Here is a 17,006-nt window from a genome sequence, read left to right on the forward strand (position 1 = left end):
ACGGCCGTTCCCAAGTATGCCCACTTGGCGCCGTCCAGGCTCCAGTCGTCCTACGTCCCCGGTCGATGGCGAAGGGGATGATCGTGCGGGACCTCCACGAGAACGATCTTGACCCCGTCCGGGTCGCTGATCCACATCTCGATCAGGCCCCAGGGCTCCTTCAGCGGTGGCCGCAGCACCTCGACGCCGTGGGCCGTCAGCTCCTCATGGGCCGCCGCGACGTCGGCGACCTGCAGCCACAGCTGGAGGCCGGGGGCCGGAGGGGTGTCGGAGCGGCCGGAGAGTTCGAGGAAGCCGCCGCCGAGGAAGTAGACCGTCCCGCGCTCGGGGCCCTCGCCGAATTCCCGGTAGACCGCGAGGCCGAGCGTCTCGCCGTAGAAGGCACGGGAGCGTTCCGGGTCGGTCGGCCGCAGCAGGGTGCGGCTGCTCAGTACATGCACCATGGCGCGACTTTACGCATCCCGCGTTAAGGTCGACTGCCGCCGCAGGGCGGTGTCGCGCACCGCAGGGCGCACCGCAGGGCACACCGCAAGGAAAGGACATCCGACCTCATGGAGACCGTGGACGCCACCCGGCCCGCCGCCGAGCCGACCTTCCGGACCGCGACCGCGGCCGATGTGCCGGAGCTGGTCGCGCTGATCGACTCGGCCTATCGCGGGGACTCCAGCAGGGCGGGCTGGACGACGGAGGCCGACATCCTGGGCGGGCAGCGCACCGACCCCGAGGGGGTCGCGGCCGTGGTGACGGGGGAGAACGGCCGGATGCTGGTGGTCGAGCGGGGTGGCGAGATGGTGGCCTGCTGCCAGCTGGAGCACCGCGGCGACCATGCCTACTTCGGGATGTTCGCGGTGCGGCCCGCGCTGCAGGGCGCCGGGCTCGGCAAGGTGATCATCGCCGAGGCGGAGCGGTGGGTGCGGGCCGAATGGGGTGCGCGGGAGATGCGTATGACGGTGATCTCGGCCCGCGAGGACCTGATCGCGTGGTACGAGCGGCGCGGCTACGCCCGTACGGGGGAGACGACGCCGTTCCCGTACGGGGATGAGCGCTTCGGCATCCCGCGCTGCGCCGATCTCGAGTTCGAGCTGCTGGTCAAGCCGCTGGCGTGAGGCCGGCCTATCAGAGGCCGAACCCCAAGAGCCCGGTCACGCCGTGTAGCGGGCCGCTCGCCTGATCTCCGGGTAGTCGGTGGTGCCGCCGTCCAGGCCGAGGCCGCGGGCCAGCTTCAGCTGGTCCGGGGTGTTCACCGTCCAGCCGACGACCTTGAGGCCGGCCGCGTGGGCGCGCTGTACGAGCTCGAGGGTGATCCGGCGGATGTTGAGGACCAGCATCCCGGCGTCGACCGCCTGCGCCCGGTCGATCACATCGAGGCCGTAGCGGCTGGCGACGAGCGCGGTGCGGGCGGTCGGCAGCAGGGTGCGGATCTCGGCGATGGCCTGGTCGTGGAAGGAGAGCACGTCCACGCGGTCCAGCAGATTGCGGCGGGTGATCACCTCGGCGAGGGCACGCGCGGCCGCGGTGTCCTTGATCTCCGCCTGGAGGGGCGCCTGCACGGCGTCCACGACCTCCTCGAAGACCGGGATGCGCTCGCCCTGCCCGGCGTCGAGCTCGCGCAGTTCGGCGAGGGTGAAGTCGCTGATGGGGCCCTGTCCGTCGGTCGTGCGGTCCACGTCGGCGTCGTGCATGACCACGAGCTCGCCGTCCTTGCTCAGATGCAGGTCCAGCTCGATGACGTCCAGGCCCTCGCGCTCGGCCCGGAGGAAGGACCGGAGGGTGTTCTCCGGCTCGACGCCCATCACTCCGCGGTGTCCGATGGTGAGAAAGGTCAACGGTGTCTCGCTCTTCTGTCGGCTCTGCTGGTCGTGCTGAAGCGCTGGTCGTGCTGAAGCGCTGGTCGTGCTGAGGCGGCTGCCCGGACCGGCGCTCAGCGTAACGGCCCACCGCGACGCGGGGGTTACAACAGGGCCGCGGCAGAGGCGCGGCTCGGCTACCGATCCATGACCGAGCCATGTATCGCAGGAAAAACATCGGTGGGGAGAGGGCTGGGCAGGATAATTTCCGGCGGCCCCACTTGAGCCGGAGAACAGTCGATGGATACGGTGTCTTTACGCGAGTTTCTTCGGTGGAGGTGTGGTTATGGCGGAAATTCTTTCGTCTACGGTGGCGGAGGGTGTCATTCTGCCTGCGGAGCGTGTGGATCGCGTAGTGGAGCACCCGTTCTGGGCCGCGCTGAAGGACGCCGTGGAGGCCATCAGGCCCTGGCAGTCCAAGGACGGTTCGATCGACTTCGAGGCCGACGGCGCTCCACCCCGGGCCAGAGCCCAGGACGCCGTCGACCGGGTCGTACGGGCCGTCGAGGAGCTGGCCCCGCTGCTGCCGCACGACGCCGCGTACCACCAGGCGCTCGTCGCCGATCTGCGCCGCTGGGCCGAGGGCGGCTTCGGGGTGCCGGACTTCCTCGACTCGCTGCTCGCCTTCCAGCCCGCCCGCGGGCGCGCCGACGGCCTGCAGCACCTGGTCGTCTTCCCGATGTACACGCAGAACGGCAACCCGGACCGCAACCTCGAGGCGCTGGTCGTACGCGTGGTGTGGCCGGACTGGCTGGCCGAGCTCGAGCGCACCCGCTACGACAACCCGCTCTACATCGGCCTGGCCTTCGAGGACTTCACCTCCGGCTACGACACCAACTCCGCGGTGCTCTTCCCCGAGACCATCGCCGTCCGCGAGGTCCCGGAGCGGTTCAGCTGGGGAGGGATCTTCTGCGACCGCGAGGCCGCCCGCTTCCGGCGGGTGAGCGAGGCCGCCGTCCAGGCGCTGGGCATCGAGCTCCCCGAGGACGTCCGGGACATGCTCGCCGACCAGCGGCGCTGCCAGGAGGCGTTCGCCCTGTGGGACATGGTCCACGACCGCACCCACAGCCATGGCGATCTGCCCTTCGACCCCTTCATGATCAAGCAGCGCCAGCCGTTCTGGATGTACGGCCTGGAGGAGCTGCGCTGTGACCTCACCGCCTTCAAGGAGGCCGTGAAGCTGGAGGCCGAGGGGATCGCCCAGGCCCGCGACGTCCAGTACGCCGTGATCTTCGACCGGATGTTCCGCTTCCCCGTCACCGGCGACCGCGTACGCAACTACGACGGGCTCGGCGGCCAGCTGCTCTTCGCCTATCTGCACCAGCACGACGTCGTACGCTGGACGGACAACACCCTGCACATCGACTGGGTCCGCGCCCCGCAGGTCACCAACCAGCTGTGCGGCGAGATCGAGAAGCTGTACCGCGACGGCATCGACCGCCCCAAGCTCGTCCACTGGTTCAAGGCGTATGAGCTGGTCTCGTCCTACCTGTCCCCGCACCCCGGCTCGGTGTGGGCCAAGGGCCCCGAGGCCCTCGACCTCACCCAGCCGCCGCGCAAACTGGTGGACGACGTGCTCCCCGACGAGTTCCCGCTCAGCATGTTCTACGAGGCGCTTGCCAAGAAGCTGCGCGCCGTGGTCGCCTCCACCAAGGGCATCACGGCCGACAGCGACGTCAAGGCGGCCGCGTGAAGCCGATGGCAGGGAAGCCGAAGGCAGACAAGCCGATGGCAGGGATGAGCGGAGCGCCCGAGGAGGCGACGACCATGACCACACCGACGTCGAGCCCCACCCCGAACGAGCCGAACGGCAAGGGGCCCCTGGACGGAGCCGTGGTCGCGGTGGCCGGCGCCGCGGGTCCGGCGGGCCGCGCCGTACTGCTCCGCCTCGCCGAGGCCGGGGCCACCGTCATCGCCTCCGACGCGGACCCCGCCCGGCTGGCCGAGGCCGTGGACGCCGCCCGCTACGCCCACGGCGGGGCCACCGTCACCGGCGACACCGTCGACCTGCTCGACCTCGGCGCGGCCCGCGAATGGGCCGACCGCACCGAGAAGGAGTTCGGCCGGGTCGACGGACTGGTGCATCTGGTCGGCGGCTGGCGCGGCGGCAAGAGCTTCGCCGACGCCCCGCTCGCCGACTGGGACACCCTGCACAACCTGCTGATCAGGACCGCCCAGCACACCTCGCTCGCCTTCCACGACGCCCTGCTGCGCAGCGGCAAGGGGCGCTATGTCCTGATCAGCGCGGCGGGCGCCTCCCAGCCCACCGCCGGGAACGCCGCGTACGCCGCCGCCAAGGCCGCCGCCGAGGCATGGACCCTCGCGCTCGCCGACTCCTTCCGGAAGCTGGGGGACGAGGGCGGCCCGGCCGCGGCCGCTGTCATCCTGGTGGTCAAGGCGCTGGTGCACGACGCCATGCGAGCGGACCGCCCCAACGCGAAGTTCGCGGGCTTCACGGACGTCAAGGAGCTGGCCGAGGCCATCGCCGGACTCTGGGACCGGCCCGCCCGGGAAGTGAACGGAACCCGTCTGTGGCTGACCCCCAAGCCGTGAACCCAGGGCGCACCGACGCCCGCCGCCACCACGACCCCGATCTGCGCGGATTCGCCAGCGACAACTACGCGGGAGCCCATCCGGAAGTCCTCGCCGCGCTCGCCCTCGCCAACGGCGGCCACCAGGTCGCCTACGGCGAGGACGAGTACACCGAGCATCTGCAGCGGGTGATGCGCAGCCACTTCGGGGCCGCGGCGCAGACCTTCCCGGTCTTCAACGGCACCGGCGCCAATGTGGTCGCCCTCCAGGCGCTCACCGACCGCTGGGGCGCGGTCATCGCGGCCGACACCGCGCATATCCACGTCGACGAGTGCGGGGCTCCCGAGCGCGTGGGCGGGCTGAAGCTGCTCACCGTTCCCACCGAGGACGGCAAGCTCACCCCCGAGCTCATCGACCGCGAGGCGTACGGCTGGGACGACGAGCACCGGGCCATGCCCCAGGTCGTCTCCATCGCGCAGAACACCGAGCTGGGCACCGTCTACACCGTGGACGAGATCCGCGCCATCTGCGACCACGCCCATGAGCGAGGCATGAAGGTCCACCTCGACGGGGCCCGGATAGCGAACGCGGCCGCGTCCCTGGACGTGCCGATGCGCTCCTTCACCAATGTGGCGGGCGTGGACGTGCTGACCTTCGGCGGCACCAAGAACGGCATGCTCTTCGGCGAGGCCGTGGTGGTCCTCGACCCGGACGCCGTTCGGGGCATGAAGCATCTGCGCAAGCTGTCCATGCAGCTGGCGTCCAAGATGCGGTTCGTCTCCGTACAGCTGGAGGCGCTGCTCGCCCGCGATCTGTGGCTGCGCAACGCCCGCCACGCCAACACCATGGCCCGGCGGCTGGCCGAGGGGGTCCGTACGGTCGAGGGAGTCCAGATCCTCCACCCGGTCCAGGCCAACGCCGTCTTCGCCCGGCTGCCGCACGACGCGGCCGAGCGCCTGCAGAAGCGCTACCGCTTCTACTTCTGGGACGAGGCGGCGGGCGATGTGCGGTGGATGTGCTCCTTCGATACGACGGAGGAGGACGTCGACGGGTTCGTCGCCGCGCTTCGCGAGGAGATGGGCAAGGCGTAGCGCCGCTCCGGGCCCTGTATGGCCGAGGGACAACCGGTCGGACAGGGCCCGTACGGAGCGGGGTCAGCGGCGGTCGAGACCGGCCGCCTGGGCCGGGGTGGGCGCGGTGCCGCCGAGGTGGGCCGGGACCCACCAGGTGTCGTCCTCGTTCTTGGGCCGCACCGGATACGCCCGCTGCGCCGCCTCCAGCAGCTCCTGCACCCGGCCGCGCACCCGCTCGGTGAGCGTGTCCGACGGCTCGGTCGGGTCGGCCTCCATGGGCGCGCCCACCCGCATCGTGATCGGGAAGTGGTTACGGCCCAGATCGCGCTTGTGGCCCTTGGTCCACAGCCGCTGGGTGCCCCACAGCGCCATCGGCAGCAGCGGTACGCCCGCCTCCTGGGCCAGCCGGGCCGCGCCCGTCTTGAAGTTCTTGAGGGCGAACGACTGGGAGATCGTCGCCTCCGGGAACACCCCGATGATTTCGCCCGAGCGCAGCGCCTTCAGCGCATGGCGGTAGGCGTCCATGCCCGCCGCGCGGTCGACCGGGATGTGCTTCATCGCGCGCATCAGCGGCCCGGCGACCTTGTGCCGGAAGACCGAGTCCTTGGCCATGAAGCGGACCAGCCGCTTGGCCGGACGCGCGGTGAACCCGCAGAAGACGAAGTCCAGATAGCCGATGTGGTTGCTCACCAGTACCGCGCCGCCCCGCTTGGGGATGTTCTCGGTGCCCTTGATGTCGAAGCGCAGATCCAGCGCCTTGAACATGGTACGGGCGGCACCGATCACCGGCGGGTAGACGAGCTCTGCCATGGGGGGACCCTTCTCTTTTCCTGGGAGGGCTCTCCCGACGGAAGTTACGCGGCCGTAGGTTTCCGGGCTTCTGGCAGATGGTGCCCCATACCGCACCCGTCTGCCTACCGGGCGAACCTCTGGGGCCGCGAGATCCTCATCACGTCGGCGGACGGGCGTACGCCGGGGCGGGCGCGGGGAGGAATGTCCCCCGGGAATCCCGTGCTGCATCCGTCGAGGGACGATCGAGAGGGACGATCGAAAGGACAGCGGGTGCGAAGCGGACAGGGCGAGGGTGACCAGGGCGGGCGGCTGGACGCCGCGGAACTGGGTGCGCGGCTGGGGGAGCGGGCGACGCTCGTGCAGTTTTCCAGCGCGTTCTGCCAGCCGTGCCGGGCCACCCGGCGCGTCCTCGCCGATGTCGCCCGGATGGTGGACGGCGTGGCGCATGTGGAGATCGACGCCGAGGCGCGACTGGACCTCGTGCGCAGACTGGATGTCGTACGGACCCCCACGGTGCTGGTGCTCGACGCCGCGGGCCGCATCGTGTGCCGCGCGGCCGGGCAGCCGCGTACGGCGGATGTGATCGCGGCGCTCGGCGCGGCGGTCTGAACCGCCGACGGCTGCCGTTGGCAAGGTCACAGTTCAACCGGGTTGCTTACGGGGAACGACCTGGGTGTACTGGCGAGTAATATTTCGATCGGTGCAGGGGTCACCCCGGTCGTCGACCGGCCGGAATCCGCACCCGAAGGCGCCTATGCTGCCTGGACAAGGCAGCACGAAGAGACGATGCAGTAGGAGAGCCGGCGTGAGCTTGAGGATCGTTGTCTGTGTGAAGTACGTGCCCGACGCCACCGGCGACCGGCGCTTCGCCGAAGATCTGACTGTCGACCGCGACGATGTGGACGGCCTGCTCTCCGAGCTGGACGAGTACGCGGTGGAGCAGGCGCTGCAGATCGCCGACGAGGCCGACGACGCCGAGATCACCGTGCTGACCGTCGGCCCCGAGGACGCCAAGGACGCGCTGCGCAAGGCGCTGTCCATGGGTGCGGACAAGGCCGTCCATGTAGAGGACGACGATCTGCACGGCACCGATGCGCTGGGCACCTCGCTGGTGCTGGCCAAGGCGATCGAGAAGACCGGCTACGACCTCGTGGTCTGTGGCATGGCCTCCACCGACGGCACCATGGGCGTGCTGCCCGCGCTGCTGGCGGAGCGCCTCGGAGTTCCGCAGGTCACGCTGTTGTCGGAGGTCTCGGTCGAGGACGGCACGGTCAAGGGCCGCCGCGACGGCGACACGGCCTCGGAGCAGCTGGAGGCTTCGCTGCCCGCCGTCGTGTCCGTCACCGACCAGTCGGGCGAGGCCCGCTACCCCTCTTTCAAGGGCATCATGGCCGCCAAGAAGAAGCCGGTGACCTCCTGGGACCTGGAGGACCTGGAGATCGAGGCGGACGAGGTCGGCCTGGAGGGCGCCTGGACCGCGGTCGACAGCGCCACGGAGCGCCCGGCCCGCACCGCGGGCACGATCGTCAAGGACGAGGGCGAGGGCGGCAAGCAGCTCGCCGAGTTCTTGGCGGGTCAGAAGTTCATCTGACCCGGCCGCGCCCGACGCACCGCCAACCGCCCGCACTTTTTCCGCAGGAGATCGATTCCCATGGCTGAAGTCCTCGTCTATGTCGACCACGTGGACGGCGCCGTCCGCAAGCCCACCCTCGAGCTGCTGACCCTGGCCCGCCGGGTCGGTGAGCCGGTGGCCGTCGCCCTCGGCAACGGTGCCGCCGACACCGCTGCCACGCTCGCCGAGCACGGCGCGGTGAAGGTGCTCACGCACGACGCCCCGGAGTACGCCGACTACCTCGTCGTACCGAAGGTGGACGCGCTCCAGGCCGCCTACAAGGCCGTCTCCCCGGCCGCCGTGCTGGTCCCGTCCTCCGCCGAGGGCAAGGAGATCGCCGCCCGCCTGGCCGTCCGGATCGACTCGGGCATCATCACCGACGCCATCGACCTGGAGGCCGGCGACGAGGGCCCGATCGCGACCCAGTCGGTGTTCGCCGCCGCGTTCACCACCAAGTCCCGGGTCAGCAACGGCACCCCGGTCATCACCGTCAAGCCGAACGCGGCCGCTGTGGAAGCCGCCCCGGCCGCCGGCGCCGTCGAGGAGCTGTCCGTGACCTTCTCGGACCAGGCCACCGGCACCAAGGTCACCGCCCGCACCCCGCGCGAGTCCACCGGGCGTCCGGAGCTGACCGAGGCCGCGATCGTGGTCTCCGGCGGCCGTGGCGTCGGCGGCGCGGAGAACTTCCCCCTCGTCGAGGCGCTGGCCGACTCGCTCGGCGCCGCCGTGGGCGCCTCGCGCGCCGCGGTGGACGCGGGCTGGTACCCGCACACCAACCAGGTCGGCCAGACCGGCAAGTCGGTCTCGCCGCAGCTGTACATCGCGACCGGTATCTCGGGGGCCATCCAGCACCGGGCCGGTATGCAGACCTCCAAGACCATCGTGGCCATCAACAAGGACGCCGAGGCCCCGATCTTCGACCTCGTCGACTACGGCGTGGTCGGCGACCTCTTCGAGGTGGTCCCGCAGCTGACCGAGGAGATCAAGACCCGTAAGGGCTGACACCTCTGCTGGGCGGCCTGCCACTGGACGGCCCTCATGCGCGGACGACGCTCCGTGCGTGAGGGCCGCGTGCGTTTCTGGCGAAGGGGGAGGGTGTTGACCTGGGGTCGAGCCACGGATAGCTTCGCTGTGCGGATTATGGATTCCGCATTTCGGAAAGGTTGGCTGGTGTGATGGAGGGTACGGGGATGGGGCAGCAGGAGACGTTCACGACCAGTCTTCCCGGCGCCGTACGTGACGGAATCGCCGCCTCCCTCGCCGGCGTCGACGCCGAACTCGCCCGCCGCTACCCCGGCGACCCCGGTACCCGCCAGCCCGTCCACACCATCTACGTCCCCGCCGACCTCTGCACCGCGGGCACCGTCCGCGACTGGGGCGACCAGGCGCTCGCCGCGCTCGACGAACACGCCCCCGACCCCGCCGCGCTGGCCGCCGTCCTCGGCATCCAGGACGACCTCGCCGAGCCGGTTTACGCGCGGATGCGCGCCAAGCTGACGCGCGAGCCCATCGAGGATCTGCGCATCGACTTCGAGGACGGCTACGGCCCGCGCCCCGACGCCGAGGAGGACGCCGCGGCCGCCCGCGCTGCCTCGCTCGTCGCCGCCGCCGTCGCGGACGGCACCGCGCCGCCGTACGTCGGCATCCGCATGAAGTGCATGGAAGCCGCCGTCCGCGACCGTGGCATCCGCACCCTCGACATCTTTCTCACCGGGCTGATGGACGCCGGAGGTCTGCCCGGCGGACTCGTCCTCACCCTGCCGAAGGTCACCTACGCCGAGCAGGTCACCGCCATGGTCCGGCTGTGCGAGGCGTTCGAGCGGGCGCACGGCCTGGCCGCGGGGCGGATCGGCTTCGAGATCCAGATCGAGACCACCCAGGCGATCCTCGGCCCCGACGGCCGCGCCACCGTCGCCCGTATGATCGACGCCGCCGAGGGCCGGGCCACCGGGCTGCACTACGGAACCTTCGACTACAGCGCCTCCTGCGGGGTCAGCGCCGCCCACCAGTCCATGGACCACCCCGTCGCGGACCACGCCAAGGCCGTGATGCAGGTCGCCGCCGCGGGTACCGGCGTCAGGCTCTCCGACGGCTCGACCAACGTCCTGCCCGTCGGCCCGTCCGAGCAGGTCCACGAGGCGTGGCGGCTCCACCACCGCCTGGTGCGGAGGTCGTTGGCGCGCGCGTACTACCAGGGGTGGGACATGCACCCCGGCCATCTGCCGACCCGTTACGCCGCCGTCTACGGCTTCTACCGGGAGGGCCTGCCCCAGGCCGCGGCCCGGCTGGCCGCGTACGTCGACCGCGCGGGCGGCGCCGGGGGCGCGATCGCCGACGAACCGGCCACGGCCAAGGCCCTCAGCGGCTATCTGCTGCGCGGCCTGGACTGCGGCGCGGTGGACGGCGCGGAGGTGGAGCGCCTGACCGGCCTGGACCGCGCCGCCCTGAACACCCTGTCGGGCCGGGCCCCCGCCACGAGTTGACCCCGCCGGGGGCCACGCCGCATGCGTTCACTCTGACGCCTCACCCGGGATGCGCTCCCGCCGTCGAAGGCGGGAGATGTTGTCATGACCGGCGCCCCCGACGAGTCACCGGGCAGCCCCCCAACGCCGACGCCACCGAAACCGCCGAAGCCACCGCACGACCACTCAGCCGCTGGGGCACGCCGCGGCCGGGTGTGCCGTCGCGGGGTCCGTGGCGTCGGGGGGATCGCCAGGAGCGCCGCGTCGGGGCTGCTGATCTCGCTCGCCTGTCTGCTCGTACCGGTGTCCCTGGTGTCGGTGTGGCTCCACGACGTTCTCCTCGACACCGGCCGCTATATGGCGACGGTCTCCCCGCTCGCCAAGGACCCGGCCATCCAGGACGCCGCGCTGCGGCACGTACGCCAGGCCCTGAACGCCCGCCGCAGCGGCCGGGACCTCACCTCGGACATCGCTTCCTGGCTGCGCCGCCAGGGGGTTTCGCCCAAGGCCGCCGACGCCGTCCAGAGGCTGGGGCTCAAGCTGGACCCGGCCGTCGACCAGGCGTTGACGAGGGTGGCGGCGCATGTCGTGCGCGGCGACCAGTTCCCGGCGGTGTGGATCGGCGCCAACCGGACCGGCCACTCCGCTCTCGTGCATGTGCTCACCGGCGAGGGGCACGGGGCGGTCGGGGTGGACGGCGACACCGTGACCCTGGACGTGGGCGCGGCAGTCAAGAAGGTCAAGCGGCAGCTGCTGAACGTCGGACTCTCCTCGGCGAGCGCCATCCCCGACGTCGACCGGCGCATGGTCCTGTTCCACTCCGACCAACTGGGCCGGGTCAGATTCGGGGCGCGCCTGCTGGACCTGGCCGGTGTCTGGCTGCCCGGGCTGACCGCGCTGCTCGGCACCTCGGGCGTCCTGCTCGCGCGCCGGCGCCGCCGCGCCCTGGCCCGCGCCGCGCTGGGGACCGCCGTCACCTCTCTCGCCCTGGGCGCGGGCCTGGCCGTCGCCCGCCGGTACTGGCTCGACCATCTGCCGCCGAGCGTGCTGCCCCGGGCGGCAGCCGCGGCCGTATACGACACGCTGCTGCGCGGATTGTGGACCACCGTCCGCACTGCGGGGGCGCTCGGCCTCGCCGTCGCGCTGGGCGCCTACCTGGCGGGACCCGGCCGACTGCCCCGCGCGGCGCGCAAGGGCGCCGACCGCGGCGCCGACGCCGCCGCGCGCTGGAGCGCGGCGCGCGGGCTGTGCACCGGGCGGGTCGGCGCCTGGGCCGCGGGCCACCGCCGGGGGCTGACGCTCGGGGTGCTGCTGCCGACGGCCGCCGCGTTCGGCGTCTGGAACCACCCCACCGCGGCGACGGTGCTGCTCCTGACGCTGGTTCCGCTGGCCGCGCTCGCCGCGATCGCGCTGCTGGCCGCGACCGGCCGGGTGCCCCGGCCCCGTGCGGCCCGCCCCCGGGCGCCCACCGGGCGCGGCGGCCGGTAGGCCCTGTCGTCAAAGGGCCGCTACGTGAGGATGAGCACGATGAAGAGCAGACAGGTGGCGATGGTGACCACCCAGCTGTGCGAGGTCAGCCACTCCCGGACCCGGGGCATGGCCCGCCGACCGCGGTCACCTGCGAGGAGATAGACCAGCAGCGGCAACGCCGCGATCAGCACGGTCAGACCGATGAACGGCAGCGCCGCCGCGACACCCCCGCCGTGCTGCTCCAGGGACGCCCCCACGGTCAGCATGACCACGATGTCGGACGGCATGACCAGGATGACCAGGAGGCCGACGGTGAACGCCTTCCAGGCGCCCGCCTCCATCAGCGAGCCCAGCCACTTCGGCGGCTCGGCCGTCTCCCGCCTCACGTACGCCTTCACCGCCGCGAACACCAGCAGTGCCACCAGCACGAGCTGCACGACCGTGCCGGCCGATCCGCGCTCGGACGGGCTGCCCGGCGCGACCACCTGGCCCAGCAGCGCGAAGATCCCCCGGGTGATCGTGACCCCCGCCGTCGTCGCGATGGCCACCCCGAGCAGGAACGCCAGGGACACCCGCACCGGCCGCGGCGCGGTCACCAGGATGACGGCGGCCACGATCTGCGGCCCCGCCATCATGGTGACGGCGAGCGGGAGAATCTGCAGGTCCATGGGGCACCCTCTCCGGCCTCCGGCTCGCGGCGACTTCGCTTCCTCCGGACGACTTCGCTCTCTCCATTCGTACGCGCCCGTGCGCCCACGGCATCCGGTGCTGCGCCGACCGGGCCCGAGAAGGCGCCGTACGCTTGGAGTGTCGGCCCCGGTGGGAGCCGCCCCTTCGTCGGGTCCGCCGGGTGCGTCCGATAGGAGGCGGATGATGAGCTATCCATTGCTGGACGTATTCCTGACCACGGTCTGGGTCTTTCTGTGGATCCTGTGGTTCATACTGCTCTTCCGCGTCATCGGCGACCTCTTCCGGGATGACTCGGTGAGCGGCTGGGGCAAGGCGGGCTGGTGTGTCTTCGTCGTCGTGCTGCCCTTCCTCGGCGTCTTCGTGTACCTGATCGCGAGGGGGCGTGGCATGGGCGAGCGCGAGGTGAAGACCGCCCTGAAGGCGGAAGCGGATATGAAGGCGTTCGTGCGCGAGACCGCCGCGAGCGGTCATGCCGAGGAGCTCTCCAAGCTGGTGGAGCTCAAGAACCACGGCGACATCACCGCCGAGGAGTACGAGCGCGCCAAGGCCAAGGTGCTCGCGGCCTGAGTGCGCAGCCCGAGTGCGCGGCCTGAGTTCGCGGCCGGGGTGCGCGGCCTGTTTCCGTGTGCGGTCGGCTGCGCGTGCGTTACGCGGCCGGCGGCAACTCGCCGGAGCCGCGGGCGATCAGGCGGGTCGGCAGGACCACCCGCCGAGGTTCGCCCCCCGCCCCGTCGAGGCGGCGGAAGAGCAGGTCCGCCGCGGTACGGCCGAGTTGGGCCGAATCCTGGGCGATGACAGTGATACCGGGGGAGAGGAGATCGGCGAGTTCGAAGTCGTCGAAGCCGACGAGGGCCACCGGTCGGGGGCGCCCGGCCAGGACCCGTACGACGGTGACCGTCACCCGGTTGTTGCCCGCGAACAGCGCGGTGACCGGCTCGGGTGCGTCCAGCATCGCGATGGCCGCCGCCCGTACCCGCTCGGGGTCGGTGGGGCCAAGGGACACCCACGCGTCGTCGATCGGCAGCCCGGCCTCGGCCATCGCCGTGCGATAGCCGCGCAGCCGCTCCTCGGCGGTGTGGATGCCCGGCTGGTCGCCGAGGAAGCCGATGCGGCGGTGGCCATGGGCGAGCAGATGGGCGACGCCGTTCCGCGCGCCGCCGAAGCTGTCGGAGAGCACGGCGTCGGCGTCGATACGGCCGGCCGGGCGGTCCACGAACACCGTGGCGACGCCCGCGGCTATCTCCGGGGCCAGGTAGCGGTGGTCGCTCCCGGCCGGGATGACGACGAGCCCGTCGACCCGGCGCGCGCACAGCGCGAGCACGAGTTCCTGCTCGCGCTCGGGGTCCTCGGCGCTCGAACCGTTGATCAGCAGGGCGCCGTGCGCGCGGGCGACCTCCTCGACGGCGCGGCTGAGCGGCCCGTAGAACGGGTCGGCGAGGTCTTCGAGGACCAGTCCGATGCTGGCGGTGCGGCCCTTGCGCAGAATGCGGGCGCTGTCGTTGCGGCGGAAGCCGAGCGCGGTGATGGCCTCCTTGACGCGCCGTTCGGTGTCGGGCGTGACTCCCGGCTCGCCGTTGACCACTCGTGAGACCGTCTTGAGGCCGACCCCGGCGCGCGCGGCGACATCCTTCATGGTGGGCCGGGTGCCGTAGCGGCGCGAGGTGGTGGCGGTGCCCGGAGCGGTGTCGGTCACGGTGCGGTTGTCCCGTCGCTGGTCGTTCGCTGGTCGTTCGCTGGTGGTCGTGCGGAAGGGTGTCCGAGCATAGCCCCTGGACAACGTTGTCAGCGGCAGGGAAGACTGTTGCCCCACAGCGATACGTCCAGGCCTCCCGGGGGAGTCGACTCATATGCCACGTGACCTCATTGCCGCACTGGATATTGGCGGTACCAAGATCGCGGGTGCCCTGGTGGACGGCAGCGGCAAACTGGTCGTACGGGCCAGACGCGCCACCCCCGCCCAGGAGCCGGGCGGAACCGTGATGCGCGAGGTCACGGCCGTGCTCGACGAGCTGTCCGGCAGCGCGCAGTGGTCCCGGGTCGCCGCGGTCGGCATCGGCAGCGCGGGCCCGGTCGATGCCTCCGTCGGCACCGTCAGCCCCGTCAACATCCCCGGCTGGCGCGACTTCCCCCTCGTCGCCGGGGTCCGGGAGACGGTCGGCGAACTGCCGCTCGCGCTGGTCGGCGACGGGGTTGCGATGACGGCGGCGGAACACTGGCAGGGCGCGGCGCGCGGGCGTACGGGCGCGCTGTGCATGGTGGTGTCCACGGGCGTCGGCGGCGGCCTGGTGCTGAACGGCCGACTCCACCCGGGCCCCACGGGGAACGCCGGGCACATCGGCCACATCAGCGTCGATCTCGACGGCGACCCGTGCCCGTGCGGCGCGCGCGGCTGCGTCGAGCGCATCGCCAGCGGCCCCAACATCGCCCGCCGCGCCCTGGAGAGCGGCTGGCGCCCTGGCCCGGGCGGCGATACGAGCGCGGCGGCTGTGGCGGCCTCGGCCCGGACCGGCGATCCGGTCGCGCGGGCCTCCTTCGAACGCGCCGCGCAGGCGCTGGCCGCCGGAATCGCGGCCACCGCGACGCTCGTCGAGATCGAGGTGGCCGTGGTCGGCGGCGGGGTGGCGGGCGCCGGTGACGTGCTCTTCGCACCCCTGCGGCGCGCGCTGCGCGACTACGCGACCCTGTCGTTCGTCAGCGGCCTGGAGGTCGTCCCCGCGCAGATGGGTACGGACGCCGGCCTGGTCGGCGCCGCCGCGGCGGCGGCCCAGCAGGCCGGACTGGACGGCTTCGGAACCGTTCCTAAGGACTGAGCGGTAGTGAGTCCTGGTGTCAGGGCTCATGCTCAGCCGAACGCCCCGAACGCCCCGAACGGTGTTGGGCGTTCTGGTTCCCCGTGTTCGCTTCGCATCCGGCGCGCATGGATCGTGTCCGTGGTCCGGGGATGCGTGGGTGGGGTTCCTCACGCCCAGGGTTGTCCGGTCGGGCCTGGGCGGTCCGATGCCCCGCACGATCGCTCTGGTCGTGTGGGGGCGGTGCCGTCCGTCGCCGGATCGGGTGTCCCTGGGCGCGCCGTCCGATTGCCACGGCGGCCGCGTCGTGGCGAGTGGTGTTCCTGGTTTTCGTGGTGAGGGGCTTTTGCCAGTGCTGGGCGCCCCACTTCGAGGTGTACGCGGGATCGACCGCGATGATCGCGATGCCGGTGGTGTCGGCCATCGAGGAGAGCCGGGCGCGCAGCCTGCTCGTGGGCATGCCGGAGATGAGGTGCCGGAACCGCTTGCGGCGGCCGTGCTTCTCGCGGGTCTTCTCGGCTGCGAAGTCCAGGTCTTCGATGGCGATCGCGACTACGCCGCAGGCCTGTGCCCAGTGCAGCAGCCGGGTCAGTGCGTGCCGGAGTTGGGCGTCGCGGTGGTCGGCGGTGCCGGACAGGTCGTAGAAGAACCGTCGGGGGTTGCCGATCGGGTTGCCGTGTACGTCCAGGCGCCATGCGGCCAGGTGGTCTGCGTTGGTGTCCACCGCGATCATCCCCTGGGTGAGGGCCGCCTCCAGGGGGAGCGTCGCCCGGGGCGGAATCTGCCAGGACGCGGTCACATACCAGCGGTTGCGGCCGGTGTCGTGGTGGATGCGGTAGGCGACTGCCCGGTTCGCTTCGACACGGTCGGCCCACTCGGCGCCCCGGTGGGCGAACCGCACGGGCGCGGTGAGGACGTACCGGCCGTGCGGGGCGTTCGCCAGATCCTTCAGCGCAGCGGGCAGCTTGATGCTCAGCCGGCCGTCGGGGGTGATGCGGATGGTCTCGTTTCCGTACTGCTTCCCGGACTCGCCGTCCGCCTGCAGGAACCAGCGCTCGGCCTGCCACCGCTGACGCCACTGGGCCTTGGTCAGCCCGGCTGCGTCCAGGTGGTGGCGGGTGCGGGCCAGGCGCTTGCCGCCACGCGCCACGTGCACGGTCCCGGCCGCATGGTCGGCCCGCTCCCGCTCCAGCCGGTCCTGGAGCATGTGAAGGCGGCGGGACTTGGCGAACCACTCCTGCCGGGAGCGGTAGCCGCCCGGAGCGTTCTTCGATCCCTTCGCCCCGACCGGCTGCGCCAGCCGGTGCGCGATCGTGGCGACCCCGGCCTCCAGACTGTGGATGTGGGCGAGCTGGCAACGGCGGGCCAGGGCCCACTGGTCATGCGACGCCTTGGTGATCGCCCCGGCCCAGCGCGCCGACGAGACCGGCGTCAGGGCACGCTTGCGCGCCGCCCACCGATCGGCGCAGTGCTTCAGGCCGTCCGCGCAGCGCGTGTTGAGGTCCCGCGACGCGAGTGAACCCAGATGCGCGCCGACCAGCGCAAGAACCTTCTCGTCCTGTGCGGTGAGGTGCTTGAGCCGGGTACGGATCGCCACTCCGGCCGGGCCGGACGCAACGAACGGCTCGGCGACCTTGCGCAGCCCGCTCATCCTTCGCCCCCGCCCGGCTCCGCCCCGACGATTCCCTCCCCACACTCAACGAGCCCCGACCGCAGAGGTCACGCATTCGACATCGCGA

17 protein-coding genes are annotated in these 17,006 nt (G+C 71.7%); 11 read left to right on the plus strand and 6 right to left on the minus strand.

Annotated elements, in window-relative coordinates; genetic code table 11:
• Positions 1-50: 50 nt before the first annotated feature.
• A complete protein-coding gene (locus ACWDSL_RS11855; RefSeq protein WP_450484237.1) occupies positions 51-443 on the minus strand; it encodes a VOC family protein in 393 nt (130 codons plus the stop codon).
• Positions 444-551: 108 nt separating this feature from the next.
• Here ACWDSL_RS11855 and ACWDSL_RS11860 point away from each other — a divergent pair, with 108 nt between their 5' ends.
• Complete coding sequence (locus tag ACWDSL_RS11860) at positions 552-1,106, plus strand: GNAT family N-acetyltransferase (RefSeq protein ID WP_450484239.1); 555 nt, start codon at positions 552-554, stop codon at positions 1,104-1,106.
• Between the two features lie 36 nt (positions 1,107-1,142).
• Here the strand turns inward: ACWDSL_RS11860 and ACWDSL_RS11865 are convergent, their stop codons facing one another.
• Positions 1,143-1,826 (minus strand): glycerophosphodiester phosphodiesterase, encoded by a 684-nt coding sequence (locus ACWDSL_RS11865; protein ID WP_450484241.1) that lies wholly within the window; start codon positions 1,824-1,826, stop codon positions 1,143-1,145.
• A 307-nt stretch (positions 1,827-2,133) separates the two neighbouring features.
• On the opposite strand from ACWDSL_RS11865, the gene ACWDSL_RS11870 reads away from it, so the two are divergent.
• From ACWDSL_RS11870 to ACWDSL_RS11880, 3 genes are all read left to right on the plus strand, one after another.
• The gene (locus ACWDSL_RS11870) at positions 2,134-3,540 is read left to right on the plus strand and encodes a DUF6421 family protein (protein ID WP_450484243.1); all 1,407 of its coding nucleotides are present in this window, start codon (positions 2,134-2,136) and stop codon (positions 3,538-3,540) included.
• A gap of 74 nt (positions 3,541-3,614) precedes the next feature.
• Entirely contained in the window at positions 3,615-4,400 is a 786-nt protein-coding gene (locus ACWDSL_RS11875) for an SDR family NAD(P)-dependent oxidoreductase (protein ID WP_450484245.1), read from the plus strand.
• On the plus strand, positions 4,379-5,470 hold the full coding sequence (locus ACWDSL_RS11880) for a threonine aldolase family protein (RefSeq protein ID WP_450484247.1): 1,092 nt from the start codon (positions 4,379-4,381) through the stop codon (positions 5,468-5,470). The genes ACWDSL_RS11875 and ACWDSL_RS11880 overlap by 22 nt, the downstream gene beginning before the upstream one ends.
• Before the next feature lie 63 nt (positions 5,471-5,533).
• Here the strand turns inward: ACWDSL_RS11880 and ACWDSL_RS11885 are convergent, their stop codons facing one another.
• On the minus strand, positions 5,534-6,262 hold the full coding sequence (locus ACWDSL_RS11885; RefSeq protein WP_450484249.1) for a lysophospholipid acyltransferase family protein: 729 nt from the start codon (positions 6,260-6,262) through the stop codon (positions 5,534-5,536).
• Positions 6,263-6,514: 252 nt separating this feature from the next.
• Between ACWDSL_RS11885 and ACWDSL_RS11890 the strand changes: the two genes are divergently transcribed.
• The 5 genes from ACWDSL_RS11890 (at position 6,515) to ACWDSL_RS11910 (ending at position 11,806) form a co-directional block, all read left to right on the plus strand.
• Complete coding sequence (locus ACWDSL_RS11890) at positions 6,515-6,853, plus strand: TlpA family protein disulfide reductase (protein WP_450484251.1); 339 nt, start codon at positions 6,515-6,517, stop codon at positions 6,851-6,853.
• A 196-nt stretch (positions 6,854-7,049) separates the two neighbouring features.
• Positions 7,050-7,835 carry an electron transfer flavoprotein subunit beta/FixA family protein gene (locus ACWDSL_RS11895; protein ID WP_450484253.1) on the plus strand — a complete coding sequence of 262 codons (786 nt, stop codon included), beginning with the start codon at positions 7,050-7,052 and terminating at the stop codon, positions 7,833-7,835.
• A gap of 60 nt (positions 7,836-7,895) precedes the next feature.
• On the plus strand, positions 7,896-8,858 hold the full coding sequence (locus ACWDSL_RS11900) for an electron transfer flavoprotein subunit alpha/FixB family protein (protein WP_450484255.1): 963 nt from the start codon (positions 7,896-7,898) through the stop codon (positions 8,856-8,858).
• A 188-nt stretch (positions 8,859-9,046) separates the two neighbouring features.
• Complete coding sequence (locus ACWDSL_RS11905; RefSeq protein WP_450484257.1) at positions 9,047-10,339, plus strand: DUF6986 family protein; 1,293 nt, start codon at positions 9,047-9,049, stop codon at positions 10,337-10,339.
• Between the two features lie 192 nt (positions 10,340-10,531).
• Positions 10,532-11,806: a hypothetical protein gene (locus ACWDSL_RS11910; RefSeq protein ID WP_450484259.1), complete on the plus strand. Its 1,275-nt coding sequence runs from the start codon at positions 10,532-10,534 to the stop codon at positions 11,804-11,806.
• A gap of 20 nt (positions 11,807-11,826) precedes the next feature.
• Here the strand turns inward: ACWDSL_RS11910 and ACWDSL_RS11915 are convergent, their stop codons facing one another.
• Complete coding sequence (locus tag ACWDSL_RS11915) at positions 11,827-12,456, minus strand: GAP family protein (RefSeq protein ID WP_450484261.1); 630 nt, start codon at positions 12,454-12,456, stop codon at positions 11,827-11,829.
• Positions 12,457-12,661: 205 nt separating this feature from the next.
• Here ACWDSL_RS11915 and ACWDSL_RS11920 point away from each other — a divergent pair, with 205 nt between their 5' ends.
• Entirely contained in the window at positions 12,662-13,045 is a 384-nt protein-coding gene (locus ACWDSL_RS11920; RefSeq protein ID WP_450484263.1) for an SHOCT domain-containing protein, read from the plus strand.
• Between the two features lie 79 nt (positions 13,046-13,124).
• Here the strand turns inward: ACWDSL_RS11920 and ACWDSL_RS11925 are convergent, their stop codons facing one another.
• Positions 13,125-14,171, minus strand: coding sequence for a LacI family DNA-binding transcriptional regulator (locus ACWDSL_RS11925; protein WP_450484265.1), 1,047 nt, complete (start codon positions 14,169-14,171; stop codon positions 13,125-13,127).
• Between the two features lie 154 nt (positions 14,172-14,325).
• Here ACWDSL_RS11925 and ACWDSL_RS11930 point away from each other — a divergent pair, with 154 nt between their 5' ends.
• On the plus strand, positions 14,326-15,288 hold the full coding sequence (locus ACWDSL_RS11930; protein WP_450484267.1) for an ROK family protein: 963 nt from the start codon (positions 14,326-14,328) through the stop codon (positions 15,286-15,288).
• A 19-nt stretch (positions 15,289-15,307) separates the two neighbouring features.
• On the opposite strand, the gene ACWDSL_RS11935 is transcribed toward ACWDSL_RS11930, so the two are convergent.
• Entirely contained in the window at positions 15,308-16,918 is a 1,611-nt protein-coding gene (locus ACWDSL_RS11935) for an IS200/IS605 family accessory protein TnpB-related protein (RefSeq protein WP_450484269.1), read from the minus strand.
• Positions 16,919-17,006: the final 88 nt, after the last annotated feature.

This window comes from Streptomyces sp. NPDC000941 (assembly GCF_053599555.1).

Bases quoted from the DNA above. Each gene is read 5' to 3' on its own strand.
- ACWDSL_RS11885 (WP_450484249.1), bottom strand. From the start codon at position 6,262: ATGGCAGAGCTCGTCTACCCGCCGGTGATCGGTGCCGCCCGTACCATG.
- ACWDSL_RS11920 (WP_450484263.1), top strand. From the start codon at position 12,662: ATGAGCTATCCATTGCTGGACGTATTCCTGACCACGGTCTGGGTCTTT.
- ACWDSL_RS11860 (WP_450484239.1), top strand. From the start codon at position 552: ATGGAGACCGTGGACGCCACCCGGCCCGCCGCCGAGCCGACCTTCCGG.
- ACWDSL_RS11900 (WP_450484255.1), top strand. From the start codon at position 7,896: ATGGCTGAAGTCCTCGTCTATGTCGACCACGTGGACGGCGCCGTCCGC.
- ACWDSL_RS11870 (WP_450484243.1), top strand. From the start codon at position 2,134: ATGGCGGAAATTCTTTCGTCTACGGTGGCGGAGGGTGTCATTCTGCCT.
- ACWDSL_RS11875 (WP_450484245.1), top strand. From the start codon at position 3,615: ATGACCACACCGACGTCGAGCCCCACCCCGAACGAGCCGAACGGCAAG.
- ACWDSL_RS11905 (WP_450484257.1), top strand. From the start codon at position 9,047: ATGGGGCAGCAGGAGACGTTCACGACCAGTCTTCCCGGCGCCGTACGT.
- ACWDSL_RS11855 (WP_450484237.1), bottom strand. From the start codon at position 443: ATGGTGCATGTACTGAGCAGCCGCACCCTGCTGCGGCCGACCGACCCG.
- ACWDSL_RS11930 (WP_450484267.1), top strand. From the start codon at position 14,326: ATGCCACGTGACCTCATTGCCGCACTGGATATTGGCGGTACCAAGATC.
- ACWDSL_RS11935 (WP_450484269.1), bottom strand. From the start codon at position 16,918: ATGAGCGGGCTGCGCAAGGTCGCCGAGCCGTTCGTTGCGTCCGGCCCG.
- ACWDSL_RS11915 (WP_450484261.1), bottom strand. From the start codon at position 12,456: ATGGACCTGCAGATTCTCCCGCTCGCCGTCACCATGATGGCGGGGCCG.